14 protein-coding genes and 1 pseudogene are annotated in these 14,615 nt (G+C 69.6%); 10 read left to right on the forward strand and 5 right to left on the reverse strand.

Going from position 1 to position 14,615, the window contains the following annotated elements:
* Together MZTS_RS19880 and MZTS_RS19885 are read left to right on the forward strand one after the other, a co-directional pair.
* Window positions 1–2,323 (forward strand): ABC transporter permease (locus MZTS_RS19880; RefSeq protein WP_192285141.1); only part of this gene is annotated, 2,323 nt, incomplete at its 5' end.
* A gap of 217 nt (window positions 2,324–2,540) precedes the next feature.
* Window positions 2,541–3,308 (forward strand): Bax inhibitor-1/YccA family protein, encoded by a 768-nt coding sequence (locus MZTS_RS19885; protein ID WP_009866608.1) that lies wholly within the window; start codon window positions 2,541–2,543, stop codon window positions 3,306–3,308.
* 81 nt (window positions 3,309–3,389) lie between these two features.
* Here the strand turns inward: MZTS_RS19885 and yidD are convergent, their stop codons facing one another.
* Both yidD and MZTS_RS19895 read right to left on the reverse strand, forming a co-directional pair.
* The gene (gene yidD / locus MZTS_RS19890) at window positions 3,390–3,716 is read right to left on the reverse strand and encodes a membrane protein insertion efficiency factor YidD (protein ID WP_009866609.1); all 327 of its coding nucleotides are present in this window, start codon (window positions 3,714–3,716) and stop codon (window positions 3,390–3,392) included.
* Between the two features lie 7 nt (window positions 3,717–3,723).
* Window positions 3,724–4,185 carry an iron-sulfur cluster assembly scaffold protein gene (locus MZTS_RS19895; RefSeq protein ID WP_009866610.1) on the reverse strand — a complete coding sequence of 154 codons (462 nt, stop codon included), beginning with the start codon at window positions 4,183–4,185 and terminating at the stop codon, window positions 3,724–3,726.
* A 297-nt stretch (window positions 4,186–4,482) separates the two neighbouring features.
* Between MZTS_RS19895 and folE the strand changes: the two genes are divergently transcribed.
* Genes folE through MZTS_RS19910 form a run of 3 tightly spaced genes read left to right on the forward strand, consistent with a single transcriptional unit; the run spans window position 4,483 to window position 6,729 of the window.
* Window positions 4,483–5,232: a GTP cyclohydrolase I FolE gene (folE, locus tag MZTS_RS19900; RefSeq protein ID WP_484502689.1), complete on the forward strand. Its 750-nt coding sequence runs from the start codon at window positions 4,483–4,485 to the stop codon at window positions 5,230–5,232.
* A gap of 19 nt (window positions 5,233–5,251) precedes the next feature.
* Window positions 5,252–5,674, forward strand: coding sequence for a phosphoribosyl-AMP cyclohydrolase (gene hisI / locus MZTS_RS19905; protein ID WP_192285143.1), 423 nt, complete (start codon window positions 5,252–5,254; stop codon window positions 5,672–5,674).
* On the forward strand, window positions 5,671–6,729 hold the full coding sequence (locus tag MZTS_RS19910; RefSeq protein ID WP_192285144.1) for a patatin-like phospholipase family protein: 1,059 nt from the start codon (window positions 5,671–5,673) through the stop codon (window positions 6,727–6,729). Before hisI ends, MZTS_RS19910 begins: the two co-directional genes overlap by 4 nt.
* Before the next feature lie 53 nt (window positions 6,730–6,782).
* Here MZTS_RS19910 and MZTS_RS19915 read toward each other — a convergent pair whose 3' ends face one another.
* The 3 genes and pseudogenes from MZTS_RS19915 to MZTS_RS19925 form a co-directional block, all read right to left on the reverse strand.
* Window positions 6,783–7,214 carry a CBS domain-containing protein gene (locus MZTS_RS19915; RefSeq protein ID WP_009866190.1) on the reverse strand — a complete coding sequence of 144 codons (432 nt, stop codon included), beginning with the start codon at window positions 7,212–7,214 and terminating at the stop codon, window positions 6,783–6,785.
* A 374-nt stretch (window positions 7,215–7,588) separates the two neighbouring features.
* Window positions 7,589–8,473 (reverse strand): annotated as a pseudogene (locus MZTS_RS19920) (transporter).
* A 153-nt stretch (window positions 8,474–8,626) separates the two neighbouring features.
* Complete coding sequence (locus MZTS_RS19925) at window positions 8,627–9,451, reverse strand: rhomboid family intramembrane serine protease (protein ID WP_192285145.1); 825 nt, start codon at window positions 9,449–9,451, stop codon at window positions 8,627–8,629.
* Between the two features lie 241 nt (window positions 9,452–9,692).
* Here MZTS_RS19925 and MZTS_RS19930 point away from each other — a divergent pair, with 241 nt between their 5' ends.
* The 5 genes from MZTS_RS19930 (at window position 9,693) to MZTS_RS19950 (ending at window position 14,241) form a co-directional block, all read left to right on the forward strand.
* On the forward strand, window positions 9,693–10,310 hold the full coding sequence (locus tag MZTS_RS19930; protein WP_192285146.1) for a PAS domain-containing protein: 618 nt from the start codon (window positions 9,693–9,695) through the stop codon (window positions 10,308–10,310).
* Window positions 10,311–10,429: 119 nt separating this feature from the next.
* Complete coding sequence (locus tag MZTS_RS19935) at window positions 10,430–11,056, forward strand: PilZ domain-containing protein (protein WP_009864490.1); 627 nt, start codon at window positions 10,430–10,432, stop codon at window positions 11,054–11,056.
* A gap of 366 nt (window positions 11,057–11,422) precedes the next feature.
* On the forward strand, window positions 11,423–12,106 hold the full coding sequence (locus MZTS_RS19940; protein WP_192285147.1) for a transglutaminase-like cysteine peptidase: 684 nt from the start codon (window positions 11,423–11,425) through the stop codon (window positions 12,104–12,106).
* Window positions 12,107–12,282: 176 nt separating this feature from the next.
* Entirely contained in the window at window positions 12,283–12,987 is a 705-nt protein-coding gene (locus tag MZTS_RS19945) for a transglutaminase-like cysteine peptidase (RefSeq protein WP_192285148.1), read from the forward strand.
* Window positions 12,988–13,110: 123 nt separating this feature from the next.
* Window positions 13,111–14,241, forward strand: a complete 1,131-nt coding sequence (locus MZTS_RS19950; RefSeq protein WP_192285149.1) for an ATP-binding protein — start codon at window positions 13,111–13,113, stop codon at window positions 14,239–14,241.
* Window positions 14,242–14,615 lie beyond the last annotated feature (374 nt).

The following is a 14,615-nucleotide window of genomic DNA, read 5'->3' on the forward strand; positions in this document are numbered from 1 at the left end:
GCCGGCCGAGCGCGCCGTGCTCGACGGGCAGGCCCCCGTCTCGGAGGTCGCGAGCCTGCGGGCCATGGCGGTGGCGGGCGATGGCGGCGCGGCTCTGGTCGAGTTGAAGGCGGTCGATGGCAGCTACCCGGCGGTCGGCGCGGTCGAGTCCGACCCGCCGGGAAGCGCGCAGGATCTCATCGCCGAGCGGAACGGCCTCTACGGTGCGGTGGCCGATCCGGCCCTGCTGACGCGGCTCGGGCTGAAACCCGGCGACCGGGTGACCCTGGGCGGCTTCCCCATCGAGATCCGCGCCGCCCTGATGTCCGAGCCGGACCGGATCGGCAGCGGCATCGGATTCGGGCCGCGCCTGCTGATCTCGCTGGCGGCCCTGCGCGCCACCGGCCTGATCCAGCCGGGCAGCCTCAACCGCTTCACCTATCGCCTGCAAATGCCGGAGGCCGACGACGCCCGCCTCGCCGCGGTCAACGCGGCGATCCAGAAGGCCCTGCCCGAGGCGGGCTTCGAGATGCGCGCCCGCGACAATGCCGATCCGCGCTTCGCCAAGGGGATCGAACGCTTCACGCAGTTCCTGACGCTGGTTGGGCTCACCGCCCTGATCGTCGGCGGGGTCGGCGTCGCGAATGCCGTGCGCGCCTTCGTCGATGGCAAGCAGGAATCCATCGCAACCCTCAAGAGCGTCGGCGCGCCGGGCTCGCAGGTGGTCGGGCTCTACCTCATCCAGGTCATGCTGATCGCCGCGTTCAGCACCGCCTTGGGTCTCGCCATCGGCGCCGGCCTGCCCTTCCTCCTCGATGCCGCCCTGAGGGATCAGCTCCCGCTGCCGCTCAACCCCGAGATCGCGCCGGGGCGCCTCGCTTTGGCGGCGGCCTACGGCCTGTTGACGGCGCTGGCCTTCGCGATCCTGCCCCTGGGGCGGGCCCACGACGTGCCCGTCGCCGGGCTGTTCCGCGACACCGTCGATCCCTCCGGGCGCCGGCCGCGCTGGCGCTACCTCGCCGTGCTCGCCGGGGCGCTGTTGGCGCTGGCGGGCCTCGCCCTCCTCACCGCCTTCAACCGGAAGGTGGCGCTGATCTTCATGGCCGCCGCCGCCCTCGCCTTCGGGGCCCTGCGCCTAATCGCCTCCGGAATGATGGCGCTCGCCGCCCGCCTGCCGCGGCCGAAGGGGATGGTGCCGCGCATGGCGCTGGCCAATCTCCACCGGCCAGGCGCTCTGACGCCGGCGGTGGTGCTCTCGCTGGGGCTCGGCACGACCCTGTTGGTGACCCTGAGCGCCATCGACAGCAACATCACCCGGGCGCTGCAAAGCTCCCTGCCGGGCCGAGCCCCGAGCCTGTTCTTCCTCGACGTGCCGTCGCGGGACGCAGAGGCCTTCTCCACCTTCCTCGGGGCGCATGCCCCCGATGCCAAGATCGAGCGGGTGCCGATGATGCGGGGCCGCATCACCGCCCTCGACGGCGTGCCCGCCGGCCAGATCAAGGCACCGGAGGACGCCGCCTGGGTGCTCGACGGCGACCGGGGCATCACCTACGCCGACGCCCTGCCCGACGGCTCGCGGGTGGTCGAGGGCGCGTGGTGGAGCGCGGAGGACGGCCGTCAGCCCCTCGTCTCCTTCGATGTCGAGCTCGCCCATGCTCTAGGGCTCAAGGTCGGCAGCACGGTCACCGTCAACGTCCTCGGCCGCGCGATCACGGCGAAGATCGCCAACCTGCGCAAAATCGAGTGGCGCTCGCTCGGCATCAACTTCGTGATGGTGTTCTCGCCGGGCACCTTCCGGGGCGCGCCGCACGCGGATCTGGCGACGCTGACCCTGCCGAACGGGCCCGATCCGAAGCTGGAGGCGGAGGTGGTGCGCGACGCCGCCAAGGCCTTCCCCTCCGTCACCAGCGTGCGGGTGAGGGACGCGCTGGAGGCGGTCAACGACCTCGTTCACAAGCTGGTGCTGGCGATCCGCGGCGCCAGCGTCGTCGCGGTGGTCGCGAGCCTGCTGGTGCTGGCCGGGGCGCTGGCCGCCGGGCACCGGGCCCGGCTCTACGACGCGGTGGTGCTTAAGGTGCTCGGTGCGACGCGGCTCCGGCTGCTCTCCGCCTATGCCCTCGAATACGGCGCCCTCGGGCTGGCCACCGCCGTCTTCGGCATCGCCGCCGGCACGGTGGCGGGATGGGTGATCGTCTCCCGCGTGATGCGCCTCGACTTCGCCCCCGATCCCGCCGGGGCGCTAGCGGTGGCGGCCTTCGCCGTGGTGTTCGCGGTGGCGGTCGGCCTCGCGGGCACCTGGCGCATCCTCGGTCAGAAGCCGGCTCCCTATCTCCGCCAGATCTGAGAAGGGTTAATCACGTCTCACCGGAGTATTTCATCCCGCAAATCCCATAAAAATCTTCGTCATTCCACAGGCTTGAAAACGCGGCCGTGGAGCCGAGGCCCACTTGTTTATGATCGGTCCAGCGAACATATTCGGGCATGAGGCGCGCTCGACGCGCCAGGGGTTGCGTGCGGACCTCGACACAAGCCCACGCCGAGAGCTTCCAAGGGAAACTTTCATGGCATTCGACAACAGCCCGTTCCGCTACGGCGCCCAGCCGCAGGGGTACGCCGGCTCTCAGGTCGAAGTCGACCAGGGCCTGCGCAGCTTCATGCTGGGCGTCTATAACAACATGGTCGTCGGCCTCGGGATCTCGGGTCTCGTGGCGCTCGGCCTCAACATGGCCGCCGTGGCGCAGACCGGCGCCGGGCGCCTCGCCCTGACCCCGTTCGGGCAGTTCCTCTACACCAGCCCCTTCAAGTGGGTGCTGATGCTGGCACCGCTCGCCTTCATCTTCGTGTTCTCGTTCCGGATGGATCGGATGTCGGCGGCGTCGGCGCGCACGATGTTCTGGGCCTTCGCGGCGGTGATGGGCGCGTCGATGTCCACCCTGCTGCTCGTGTTCACGGGCGCCAGCGTGGTGCGGGTGTTCTTCATCACGGCGGCGACCTTCGGCGGCCTGAGCCTCTACGGCTACACCACGAAGCGCAGCCTGTCGGGCATGGGCTCGTTCCTGATCATGGGCCTGATCGGCCTGATCATCGCCTCGCTGGTCAACATCTTCCTGGCGTCCTCGGCGCTGCAGTTCGCGATCTCGGTGATCGGCGTGCTGATCTTCGCCGGCCTGACCGCCTACGACACGCAGAAGCTCAAGGAGATGTACCTCTACAGCGGCCTCGACGCCGAGGGCGCTGCCAAGATGTCCGTCAACGGCGCCCTGACGCTGTACCTGGACTTCATCAACATGTTCCAGTTCCTGCTCTCGCTGCTCGGCGACCGCCGCTAAGCGACCACGCAGGACCTGAAACGATACGAGCCCCGGCCGAAAGGCCGGGGCTTTTTCGTGGAATGAGGGGATGGGAGAACGCTACTTCTCCTCCACCGCCTCACACACCAGGGGCAGCGGAGCCTCGACGCCGCGCCAGCGGCCATAGGCCCAGGGGCGGTGCCACGCGGCCCGCTCCGGCAGGCGTTCGGGCACGAGATCGATGCCGTGGGTGCCGAACGGCCCGCAGCGGCAGATGCGGGCGAGGCCGATCCAGCCGCCGGCCCAGAGACCGTGGCGCTGGATCGCCTCGTCGGTATAGGCAGAGCAGCTCGGCCAGTGCCGGCACTGGCGTCCGACGAGGCCCGACAGGGTCAGTTGGTAGGTGCGGATCGCCCCGTGCGCGGCCCGGCGGACCAGACGGTTCATGGTGGCCTCAGGCCGCCTCGGGGGCACCCGCGCCCTTTCGGGCGGCGATTTGGTCGAGGGCATCGACCACCGCGTCGAAGGTCAGCAGGGTCGAAGCGTGGCGGGCGCGGAAGTCGCGCACCGGCTCCAGCACGGCCAATTCGGCCCACTTGCCCTCCGGCGCCGGACCGTTCTCCTTCAGCATCGCCCGCATCCGTTCGCGGAGAGCGCGCAATTCGTCGGCCCGTGCGCCGACGACGTGGCGGGCCATCAGCGAGGAGGAGGCCTGACCGAGGGCGCAGGCCTTCACGTCGTGGGCGAAGTCGGCCACCGTGGCGCCGTCCGCGTCCAGGCTGAGATCGACGGTGACGGTCGAGCCGCACAGCTTGGAATGGGCGGTCGCGGTCGCATCCGGCGCCGCCAGTCGGCCGAGCCGGGGGATGTCGGCGGCCAATTCCAGGATGCGGCGGTTGTAGATGTCGTCGATCATGGCTGACACGCCTTCGCGGTGCGCGCTGTGAGAGGCAGAGACTGAGGCTCTCGGATTTCATTGAGCCAGATACGCATGCCACGCATTGCGCGGCGGCGCGATTGCGACGATATAGGCGCGATAAGCCCATTCCGCGAGAATGGCACCGTCGACCCCGGTCACGCCCTGACCCAGGATTCGGATCGTTCGCAGGGCGTCGGCACTTAAACCCGCTCAAGACGCCGGGACGGATCGACGATGTACGCCAAGCCTGACAGCACGACCATGAAGGCGCGTGTGGCGAAGGCCGGAGATGCCATGGATGCCGCTCTCAAATCCCTGTCCTACGGCATGAGCGACGACGAACGACGCATGAGCGCCAACGGTCTCGAAGGGATTCGCGGCGCCAACGATGCCGGCCATCCCGAGATCGCGCCCGAGATCGCTCCCTTGCCCGAATCGGCCCAGCGGGTGCCGAACGAGGTGGCGCTCGGCCGGCCGAGTCGGCAGGAGGCGGAGGCCGCCGTGCGTACGCTGCTGCGCTGGGCCGGCGACGACCCGACCCGCGAGGGGCTGATCGATACCCCCGCCCGGGTGGTGAAGGCCTATGAGCAGATCTTCGGCGGCTACCGCATGGATGCCGAGGCGCTGCTGGAGCGGGTGTTCGAGGAGGTCGAGGGCTATTCGGACGCCGTGCTGGTGCGCGACATCCCGTTCTACTCCCATTGCGAGCACCACATGGTGCCGTTCATGGGTCTCGCCCACATCGCCTATTACCCCACCAAGGGCGTGGTCGGGCTGTCCAAGCTCGCCCGGGTGGTCGATGCCTTCGCCCGCCGCCTGCAGACGCAGGAGACGATGACGGCCCAAATCGCCGACACCATCGAGAGCATCCTGCAGCCGCGCGGCTGCGCGGTGATGGTCGAGGCCGAGCATCTCTGCATGGCGATGCGCGGGGTGCAGAAGGCCGGCGTCTCGACCATCACGACGCAGTTCCGCGGCCTCTACAAGACCGATCCGAGCGAGCAGGTCCGCTTCCTGACCCTCGTGCGGAGTCAGAAGGCTTGAGGCGGCCGGACCTTTCCCGATGACCGAGCGATTCGCTTCTCCGGGCTCCCGCGCCGATGTCGAGGAGGGTGTCGCCCTCACGCCGCGCTTCGGTGCGGATGGCCTCGTGACCTGCATCGCCGTCGATGCGGTGGACGGGCAGGTCTTGATGCTCGCCCATATGAATGCCGAGGCGCTGGCCCGCACCCTGGAGACCGGCGAGGCGTGGTACTGGTCGCGCTCCCGGGGCGAGCTGTGGCACAAGGGCGCCACCTCCGGGCAGATCCAGCGGGTGGTTGAGATGCGGATCGATTGCGATCAGGACGCGATCCTGATCCGCGTCGCGGTGGGCGGCGATGGCGGCTGCTGCCATACCGGCCGCCGCTCCTGCTTCTACCGGGCGGTCGAACGCGACCCCGCGACCGGCGCCGTCACCCTCGTCCCCGCCGCTCCGAACCGATGAGGTTCGAGGTGCTCCCCTCCGCTGCGCCCCGCTTTCCCGAGGGGGCCGTGGAGCCGGTGGTGCCGCGATTCCGCTCTCCCCGTATCGGCCTCGCCCTCGGCGGCGGCTCGGCCCGGGGCTGGTCGCATATCGGCGTGATCGAGGCGCTGGAAGAGGCCGGCATCTATCCCGAGGTGGTGGCGGGCTGCTCCATCGGCGCCGTGGTGGGCGGAGCCTATGCCGCCGGCCGCATCGCTGCGCTGAAGGATTTCGCCCTCTCCCTCACCCGCCGCCGGGTGGTCGGCATGCTCGATCCCCGCATCACCGGCTCCGGCCTGATCGCCGGCGAGCGCCTGCGCCGCCGCCTCGCCCGCGAACTCGACGGGTTCCGGATCGAGGATCTGCGCCTCGCCTTCGCCAGCGTGGCGACCGAACTCGGCACCGGCCACGAGGTCTGGCTCTCCCGCGGGCCGCTGGTCGAGGCGGTGCGGGCCTCCTATGCCATTCCCGGCATCTTCCCGCCGGTCGCCCTCGAGGGGCGCCTGCTGATGGACGGGACCCTGGTGAACCCCGTGCCCGTGCGGCTGGCTCGGGAACTCGGGGCCGATCTCGTGATCTGCGTCAACCTGAGCTGCGACACACGTCCGCCCGGCGCGGTGATCCGGCCCGAGCAGGAAGACACTCCCCTCGACGAGGCCGACGCGCCGGTGGAGGAGGCGATCGAGCAGACGCTGGAGGTCACCATGCGCCGCTGGGGCCGCTGGAACCTGCTGCGAGGGGCGAGCCGGCGTCTCATGGGCCGCCGCCGGACCCCGGCCGCGCGAGACACCTCCGGCCGGCCGAGTCCCGGCGTTGCGAGGGTCATGCTCGATGCCTTCAACATCACCCAGGACCGAATCTCGCGGGCGCGGCTGGCCGGCGATCCGCCGGACGTGTCGATCCGGCCACGTCTCGCCGAGTTCGGGCAGTTCGAGTTCCACCGCGCCGCCTACGGCATCGATCTCGGCCGGCAGGCGGTCCGGGCGGCGCTGCCGGACATCCGGCGCATGGTCGAGAGCGCGGCGGCCCGGTCCTAGACCACCCTTCGGGACGAGGCCTCGGGGCCACGTCCCGAAAGGCTGTGGCGACCTCAAGCCATGGTGATGTAGTCGCGCATCGCCTGATGTTCGGCCTCGACGGCGGCGATGCGGCGTTTCACGACGTCACCGATCGAGACGACGCCCACGAGATGCCCGTCCTCCACCACCGGCAGGTGGCGGAAGCGCCCCTCCGTCATCGTCTCCATCACGTCTTCGATGCTGGCGCGCCGGGTGCAGGTCACGACCTTCGCGGTCATGTAATGCGAGATCGACTGATCGAGCGCCGCCGCACCATCGCGGGCCAGCGCCCGCATCACGTCACGCTCGGACAGGATGCCGATCACGTGCCCTCCGGCATCGGCCACGACGAGAGCGCCGATCTGCTTCTCGGCGAGCAGGTGAATGGCCTCGTCCACGGTCCGGTGCGGGGGCACTGTGACCACGGAATTGCCCTTCTCTGCCAGGATACGCGCAACGGTCATCAATTCTCCTCCCTGGGTGACCGCGCCGTCAGCCCGCGGCGCGGGACCGGATGCGGCCGGGTTGGCCCCGGCTTCGTGTGGCGATTGTGTGGCGGCTCGGCCGCGATAGCAAGCGCCCCATGCAGAGCTATTCCTCATTCAAGGAGTGGATGAGAAGAAAAGTTCATTGCTCGGTACGAACTCAGGGCAAGACAGCTCGAATTTCCTTGCAAGACGACGAAGGCGCCCACCTTTTCCGGATGCCATCGCTCATCGGGTGATGCGGGGGGAACGCGAGGGCGGGATTCGGGCCGTCCCGCAAAAGCAAACCGCCCCCGCGTTTCTTCGGGGGCGGTTGCCGGCATCGCGGGTGACGGGCGGGCGACGGGTCGGGTTCAGCGTCCCTCGGCCTGCCGGCGGGTGATCAGGGTGCGGTTCGGCTCGACCTCGCCCTTGTCCTGCCCGAAGGGCACGACGACGCGCAGCCAGCCACGGGTTTCCTTGCCGCCGTAATTGCGCTCGGCCACGTCGCGGGTGACGTAGCCCTGCACGTTCATGAAACCGAAATTGTAGCCGACGAGGCCGCCGACAGCGATCTGCCCCTGCTACCGGTAACCGACGACGTCGGTCTTGAGATCGACCGAGCCGAAGGCCACGGGTCCGACCTGCCATTTGCCGAACTTCTTCGTCAGGGTGAGGTCGAGGTTGAGGTAGTCGGGATAGAGCACGCCATTGGGCGAGCGCGGCTCGAGGATGTGGCCGTAGAGCAGGTTGGAGGTGATCGCCCAATCGTTGGCGGCATAGGTGATCGCGAAGCGGTGGCTCAGCGAGGGGGACTGGGTCAGGAAGCGGGTGTCCCAGGGGAGATAGCCGCCCAGCAGGTAGCTGACGCCCACCCCGTCACCGAGATCCCAGGCGAGCTGGCCCGCGAGCAGGGGTTGGCCCCACCCGCTGTTATAGGGGGCACCGCGCACGCTGGAGGCGGCGATGGGCGCCACGAAGACGAACTGCACCTGCGCGCCGAGGAACGAGAAGGGGGTCGCCCAGAGCAGGGTCGGCAGGTTGACGTTGCTCTCGGAATCGAGCGGCGAGGTCTCGCGCACGCCGAAGCTCGACAGGTTCACGGCGTAGAAGCCCTTGGGGAACGGCGCGCCGAACGGCACACCGATGGTCTGGCCGGGCTGGGCGGCGGAGCCGGCCTGGGCGGCCCCGCTCCCGAGGCCGAGCGCGCAGGACAGGGCGAGCCCGAGACGGGCAATGACGGCGGCGCGATGTTTCACCAGGATCCAATCTCCATCAGGAGTGGAGCGGTCATTGGCTGGTTTATGTTTAATCCGCTCCCACTCCTGAAATCGACGGACGGCGCTCCTGTCTTAGTTCCGGCAGAATTCCAAAAAGCCCCGCTGTTGCCTGATCGGCACAGATCCCGCCGCCTACGCCCCGCTCCGCCCGAGGCGCCGCTCCATCAGCGGCAGCAGGAAGAAGCCGGCGACGAACCCGCCGAGATGCGCGTCCCAGGCGATCGGTCCCTCGCTGCCTCCGAGGGGAAGGGCGAGGACGCCGAACAGGAGGTTGGTGACGAACCAGATCCCGAGGAACAGCATCGCCGGCCGGTTGCGCAGCAATTCGGGGATAGACTGCAGCTTGGGCCGCGGCGGCAATTGCCAGGGGGCGCCGGCCACGAAGGGCGGTGGAGGCTGGAACACGAAGCGGGCGGCTGCTGCCATCAGGGCGGAGATGCCGGCCGAGGCCCCGACCAGGGGCATCAGGCTGTAGGGATCGAGCAGGAGATGGGTCAGGGCCCCCGCCACGACGCCCGCCAGGGCCAGCAGACCGTAGCGCAGGGCGCCGTAGCGGCGCGCGACCGGCGTGCCGAAGGCGGCGAGCCACACGGCGTTGAAGATCAGATGCATCCATGAGCCGTGGAGCAGGGCGTAGCTCGCCCCGGTCCAGGGCATCGCGGCCGGATCGGCGACGAGGTAACGGGCGAAATCCTGCCGCGCGGCCAGGACATCGGGCGTGCCCGCGCCCTCCCCCGCCGCGCGGACGATCTCCGCCGCGCTGGATGGATCGAAGGCGGCGGCCCAACGGGCCGGGATGAAGGCGAGGTGGAGGAGCAGCGACAGATCGAGATCGTCCGGCAGGACGGTGCGGACGACATGGACCGCCGCCAGCACCGCGATGGAGGCGGTGACGACCCCCGGCAGGTTGAAGACGGGAACGCGGCCCTGCCGCGGCAATTCGGGGGAGGCATCCATGCCGCACCATGTCGGCCAAGATCGCCCGGCCGCAAGGCCCAATCGGTCGCAGCACGGTGGAGCCCGGCTCGCGGCCGGCGCGGCGCCGTTAAGGTTAAAAATGGGTTGAGCGAGCGTGGCCGTATCGAACGGCATAAGGTGTGCGCGATGTCACCCGTCCCCGGCATGGAACGGGCACTTTCGTCCCAGGCCGACCCGAACCGAGGCCAGAATAAACCGGGCCGTATCGATGCGGAACACCATGAAGCACCCCACGAGCCGCCAGCTTCACGCCTATTGGGATCGGCTGCGCGGCGAGCGGGCCGCGCCCGAGCGCAGCGAGATCGAACCGGGCGAGATCCGCAACTTGCTCGCCGACAGCTTCATCCTGGAAACCGATCCCGCCCGGCGGTCGAGCGCGGTGCGGCTGGCCGGGACACGCCTGTGCGCCCTGTTCGGGCGTGAGTTGCGGGGCACCTCCTTCGTTGATCTGTGGGGCGGTCCGCTGGGTCTCGGCGATCCCTGGAGGCTGGTCGAGACGGTCACCTGCGACACGGTCGGCGTGGTGGCCGGCCTCACCGGCTTCACCGCCCGCGACGAAAGCCTCGATCTCGAATTGCTGCTCCTGCCCCTGCGCCATCGCGGCAAGACCCAGGCGCGCATCCTCGGCTCCCTGAGCCCGCATTGCATCCCGACCTGGCTCGGCAGCCGCCCCCTCCTGCGGATCGAGGCCGTCTCCCTGCGGGTGCTGGAAACGGCCCCACCGGAGCGCGCGGCGATGCGCAGCTTCGTCGAATCGTTGCCCCAGCCCGCCAACGATGCCCGCCCGGTGCGGTTCGGCCATCTGCTGGTCCATGAGGGCGGGCGCGGCAGCGCCTGACCTTCTTCGGCCGCAACCGCTAGGGAGCAGTCGAGGCGGATACAGAGAGACCGGGAAAGTCTTTCGTAACTGCGGAACAGATAGAAATTCGGCTTGGGTACCGAGACCGCCGAGCCGACATGACCGAGCTTTCCCAAATCGGGATGGCCTCCCCTCGACTGGCCATTCGCGCCGCCGATCAGCGTCGGCATCAGCGGGTGCGCACGACGCTCCTCGGCCGTTACATGCTGGCGGACCGGCGTGAATACCCGTGCCAGACCGTGGACATGTCACCCGGCGGCGTCCGCCTGACCTGCGCGGTCCTGGGTGAGCTCGGCGAGCGCGTGGTTCTGTATCTCGATCAAATCGGCCGGCTGGAAGGTGAGGTCGTCCGCCATGTCCCCCAGGGCTTCGCGATGCGGATCAACGCCACGCCGCGCAAGCGCGAGAAGATCGCCTCGCAGCTCATGTGGATCGCCAACCGGGAGAGCCTCGGACTGCCGGAGGGCCGCAGCCAGGAGCGCCTCATCCCGACCCAGCCCGGCGTGACCCTGCGCCTGGAGAACGGCAACGTCATTCCCGCCCGGATCGTCGATATCTCGATGTCGGGCGCGGCCCTCGCCACCCGTTCGCAGGTGCCGATCGGCACGCATCTCATGGTCGGTTCGACCCCCGGCCGGGTGGTGCGCCATTTCGAGGGCGGCATCGGCGCCCAGTTCATGTTGCCGATCTCGCCGGATCGCTTCCACGAGGGCATCATCCTCTGACTGGCGGCGTCATCGCCGACACCCGACCCTCCTCCGTGCGCGCCGGATCACCGGCGATCCGCCGAGCCTTTCGGGTCGACGCATCCTCTCCGAGTCAGCGCGCATCCGCCCCGCTCCAGGTTTTTCCGGTCCTTGCCCCCTCCGGTTGATCCCTGCGGGGTGGCGGATTCGGGCTTCGCTCAGGCGCCCAGGGTTTCCCTTCCCCTAACGCGACCTCTCCAATGCGCGACGCTGCCGTGAGCCGCAATTCGCCCTGGCGCAGGAGCGCATCGCCGGGGCGGCGAATCGGTAAAATTGCGCGGATCGGCTTCAGCGCGGCGGAGGGGGTGCGGCGACATCCTGGCCCCGTTCGAAGGAAAAGCCGCGATGCGCACCACCGAGACGGGTCATCTCAAGACGGGTCCGAAGATGGGCTCGAAGACGGGCTTCTTGGCGGTGCTCACCCTCTGCGCCGGCCTGTTCTGCGGCGGCGCCTCTGCGGAGGCCCAGCCGGCCGCGCAGACCCTGGCCGCCCTTCCCTCGGCGGGCGCCAGCCTCACCCCCGGGGCCGAGGCCCGCCCGATCCTGGCCTGGACCGAGTTCTGCCAGTCCTATCCGGCCGAATGTGCCTTCGACCGTGCGGAGCCCGCCCGCATCGCCCTCACCCCGGCCCTGTGGTCGAGCATCGTCTCGATCAACCGGCGGGTGAACCGCACCATCGAGCCGGTGACCGATCAGGAGCATTGGGGCCGGCCCGACCGCTGGGACCTCGCCGAGGACGGCTCGGGCGATTGCGAGGATTACCAGCTGCTCAAGCGCCATCTGCTGGCCGCAGCGGGCCTGCCGCGCCGGGCCATGCGGATGACCGTGGTGATCGACGAGAAGGGCGAGGGCCACGCGGTGCTCACCCTGGTCACCGACCGGGGCGACTACATCCTCGATAACAAGACCAATGCCGTGAAGCTCTGGCACGAGACCGGCTACGTCTTCATCAAGCGCGAGGGCCAGGACGCGCAGGCCTGGGTGTCCCTGGGCGGGGCGACCTCCCCCGTGACCACCGCGAACCGCTGAGGAGGTAGCCCGAGGCGCGCACCGGGGTGTGGCTCCTTTGCCAGCCCCTCCGAGCTTGTCCCGTTTCGGCACGGGAAAGCGGCGGGCGAGGTTCATCGCTTCTTCATTTTCGTATTGAGCCGGGCGCAAGCTCGTGCAAGCTTTGCCGCGAAACAGGGGCGGCAGGACGGTCGGCCATGCGATACGCGGTGCTTCGGAGCGTCGGCGACGGATCGGCGTTCCCCCGCGGGCGTGTGGGGCGGCGCCTCCGCCGGGCGGCCCATTTATCCCTGGTCGGGACCACGCTGCTGATCGGCGGCGCCACCGCCCCGGTCCAGCCGAGCCAAGCCCGCACCGTCGCCGCCCTTCCCGAGGCGGGCAGCGCGGCCGATCCCGGCGCCCCGGCCCGGCCGGTCGCCGCCTGGAACGATTTCTGCGCCCGCTATCCGGCCGAATGTACGGTCGATCTCGCCGAGCCCGCCGTCATCACCCTGACTCCCACCGTCTGGCACACCCTGACCACCGTGAATCGCCGGGTCAACGCCCGGATCAAGCCGATCACCGACATGGCTCATTGGGGCGTGGTGGACCGTTGGGACTTCCCCGATGACGGCTTCGGCGATTGCGAGGACATCCAGCTCCTCAAGCGGCGGATGCTGGCCGAGCGCCGCCTGCCGCGCCGGGCCCTGCGCATGACCGTGGTGATCGACGAGATCGGCGAGGGCCACGCGGTGCTGATGGTGCGCACCGACCGGGGCGACCTGATCCTCGACAACAAGACCAACGCGGTGCTGCCCTGGCAGCGCACCGGCTACACCTTCGTCAAGCGCGAGGGGCAGGACGGCAAGGCCTGGGTCAGCCTCAACAACGGCACCTCGCCCGTCACCACCGCCAATCGCTGATTCGGGTGCCGCGATCCGGATGGGACTTGGTGCGTTGACGGGCATGGTTTGGGCATCGCCTCGATCCCACCCGTCCCACATGCCGTTACACCGGGCGCCTGCGCCCCTCGCTGGCAGCGCCCGATGACGTCACTCGCCGACCTCGCCCCCGTCCCTCCCGGCTCCGCGCAGGGCATCGCGGCCGCGGACGCTTTCGTCGCCGCCCTGCCGCTGCCCGCCTTCCTGCTCGCCCCCTCGGAGGACGGGCCGGTGCTGAGCCTCGTCAACGCGGCCCTGCTGACCCTGACCGGCCTCGACGAGGCGGACCTTCTCGGCCGGAGGATCGAATCGCTCGCCTGCCGCCACGGCGACCATGCCGGCTGGACCGCCTTGCAGGAGGCGCTGGGCCAGGGCGAGGCCGCGCGCGCCGAACTCCTGTTCGCCCGGCGGGACGGCAGCTCGTTCTGGGGCGAGATTCACCTCGTGCCGCTCTCCGCTCCCGGAGACGCCCCGCGTTTCCTTGGGCAGATCGTGGACGTGACACGACGGCGGGACGCGGAGGACGCGCTCACCCTGTCCCGGCAGAGGGAGGCACTCGGGCTGCTCACCAACAGCGTCGCCCACGAGTTCAATAATTTCCTGCAGATCCTGATCGGCTATATCGACGGCTTGAAGCGGCGGCTCGGCGACCGGCCGGAGCCGTTCATCCAGCGGGCGGTGACCCGCTCCACCGAGGCCTCCGAGCGGGCGGCCGTGCTCACCCGGCAGCTCCTCGCCCATTCCCGCCGCATCGCGCCGGATGTGCGCCCGGTCGATCTCGCCGCGGCGGTCCGGAGCTGTCTCGACCGCCTACGTCCCGGCCTGCCCGCCGGAATTCAGCTGGAACTGTCGATCCCGGAGGATCTGCCGCCGGCCCTGTGCAATCCGATCCAGCTCGAACTCGCCCTCTCGCACATCCTCGCCAATGCCTGCGAGGCGATGTCCGGGCAGGGCCGTATCCGCGTCGCGCTGTTCGCCGTGGAGCCCGGGGACCGCTCACTGCAACGCCCGGAGGCCGGGGCGGTCGGCCTCACGGTCTCGGATACGGGGCACGGGCTGTCGCCGGAAATGCTGTCGCGGGCGCTCGCTCCCTTCGCCACCACCCGCGAATCCGGCCGAGGCGCGGGACTCGCCATCGTTCACGGCTTGATGAAGCGCCAGAACGGCACCATCTCCATCGACAGTCGCCCCGGCGAAGGCGCCAGCGTGCGTCTCGTCTTCCCGGCCGCCCGCTGAGCCCCCGGCCAAGTATTTCCGCGACCGGAGCAGCACCGGCAACGAACGGCCAATGCATTGGCCTGCATCGGCTTTTTGCGGCAGGCGAGGGACGGTCCGGCGAAAAATCGCCTTAACCATCCGAAATTCGAGATGGAGCCGGGACTAAAATCTTCGCTCGAACGTCACCACCTTTAGAGGGCACTTCGCCTTCTCATGGTGACCGAGGTTCTTTCGATGGCATCCTCCCCCGCGCGCCGCAGGCGCGTCGTGACCCTCCTCGCGCTCGCGGCCTCGCTCGCCGTGGCGGCGCCGGCCGTCGATGCGCGGCCGGGCGGCGGTGGTGGCATGGGCTGGCGCGGATCGAAGACCTTCAGCGCACCGCCCTCCACCCC

This window comes from Methylorubrum zatmanii (genome assembly GCF_014845115.1).
Taxonomy (GTDB): domain Bacteria; phylum Pseudomonadota; class Alphaproteobacteria; order Rhizobiales; family Beijerinckiaceae; genus Methylobacterium; species Methylobacterium zatmanii.

Excerpts from the sequence above, each read along its gene's own strand:
- MZTS_RS19885 (WP_009866608.1), top strand. The coding sequence starts at position 2,541 with ATGGCATTCGACAACAGCCCGTTCCGCTACGGCGCCCAGCCGCAGGGG.
- yidD (WP_009866609.1), bottom strand. The coding sequence starts at position 3,716 with ATGAACCGTCTGGTCCGCCGGGCCGCGCACGGGGCGATCCGCACCTAC.
- MZTS_RS19895 (WP_009866610.1), bottom strand. The coding sequence starts at position 4,185 with ATGATCGACGACATCTACAACCGCCGCATCCTGGAATTGGCCGCCGAC.
- folE (WP_484502689.1), top strand. The coding sequence starts at position 4,483 with ATGGATGCCGCTCTCAAATCCCTGTCCTACGGCATGAGCGACGACGAA.
- hisI (WP_192285143.1), top strand. The coding sequence starts at position 5,252 with ATGACCGAGCGATTCGCTTCTCCGGGCTCCCGCGCCGATGTCGAGGAG.
- MZTS_RS19910 (WP_192285144.1), top strand. The coding sequence starts at position 5,671 with ATGAGGTTCGAGGTGCTCCCCTCCGCTGCGCCCCGCTTTCCCGAGGGG.
- MZTS_RS19915 (WP_009866190.1), bottom strand. The coding sequence starts at position 7,214 with ATGACCGTTGCGCGTATCCTGGCAGAGAAGGGCAATTCCGTGGTCACA.
- MZTS_RS19925 (WP_192285145.1), bottom strand. The coding sequence starts at position 9,451 with ATGGATGCCTCCCCCGAATTGCCGCGGCAGGGCCGCGTTCCCGTCTTC.
- MZTS_RS19930 (WP_192285146.1), top strand. The coding sequence starts at position 9,693 with ATGAAGCACCCCACGAGCCGCCAGCTTCACGCCTATTGGGATCGGCTG.
- MZTS_RS19935 (WP_009864490.1), top strand. The coding sequence starts at position 10,430 with ATGACCGAGCTTTCCCAAATCGGGATGGCCTCCCCTCGACTGGCCATT.
- MZTS_RS19940 (WP_192285147.1), top strand. The coding sequence starts at position 11,423 with ATGCGCACCACCGAGACGGGTCATCTCAAGACGGGTCCGAAGATGGGC.
- MZTS_RS19945 (WP_192285148.1), top strand. The coding sequence starts at position 12,283 with ATGCGATACGCGGTGCTTCGGAGCGTCGGCGACGGATCGGCGTTCCCC.
- MZTS_RS19950 (WP_192285149.1), top strand. The coding sequence starts at position 13,111 with ATGACGTCACTCGCCGACCTCGCCCCCGTCCCTCCCGGCTCCGCGCAG.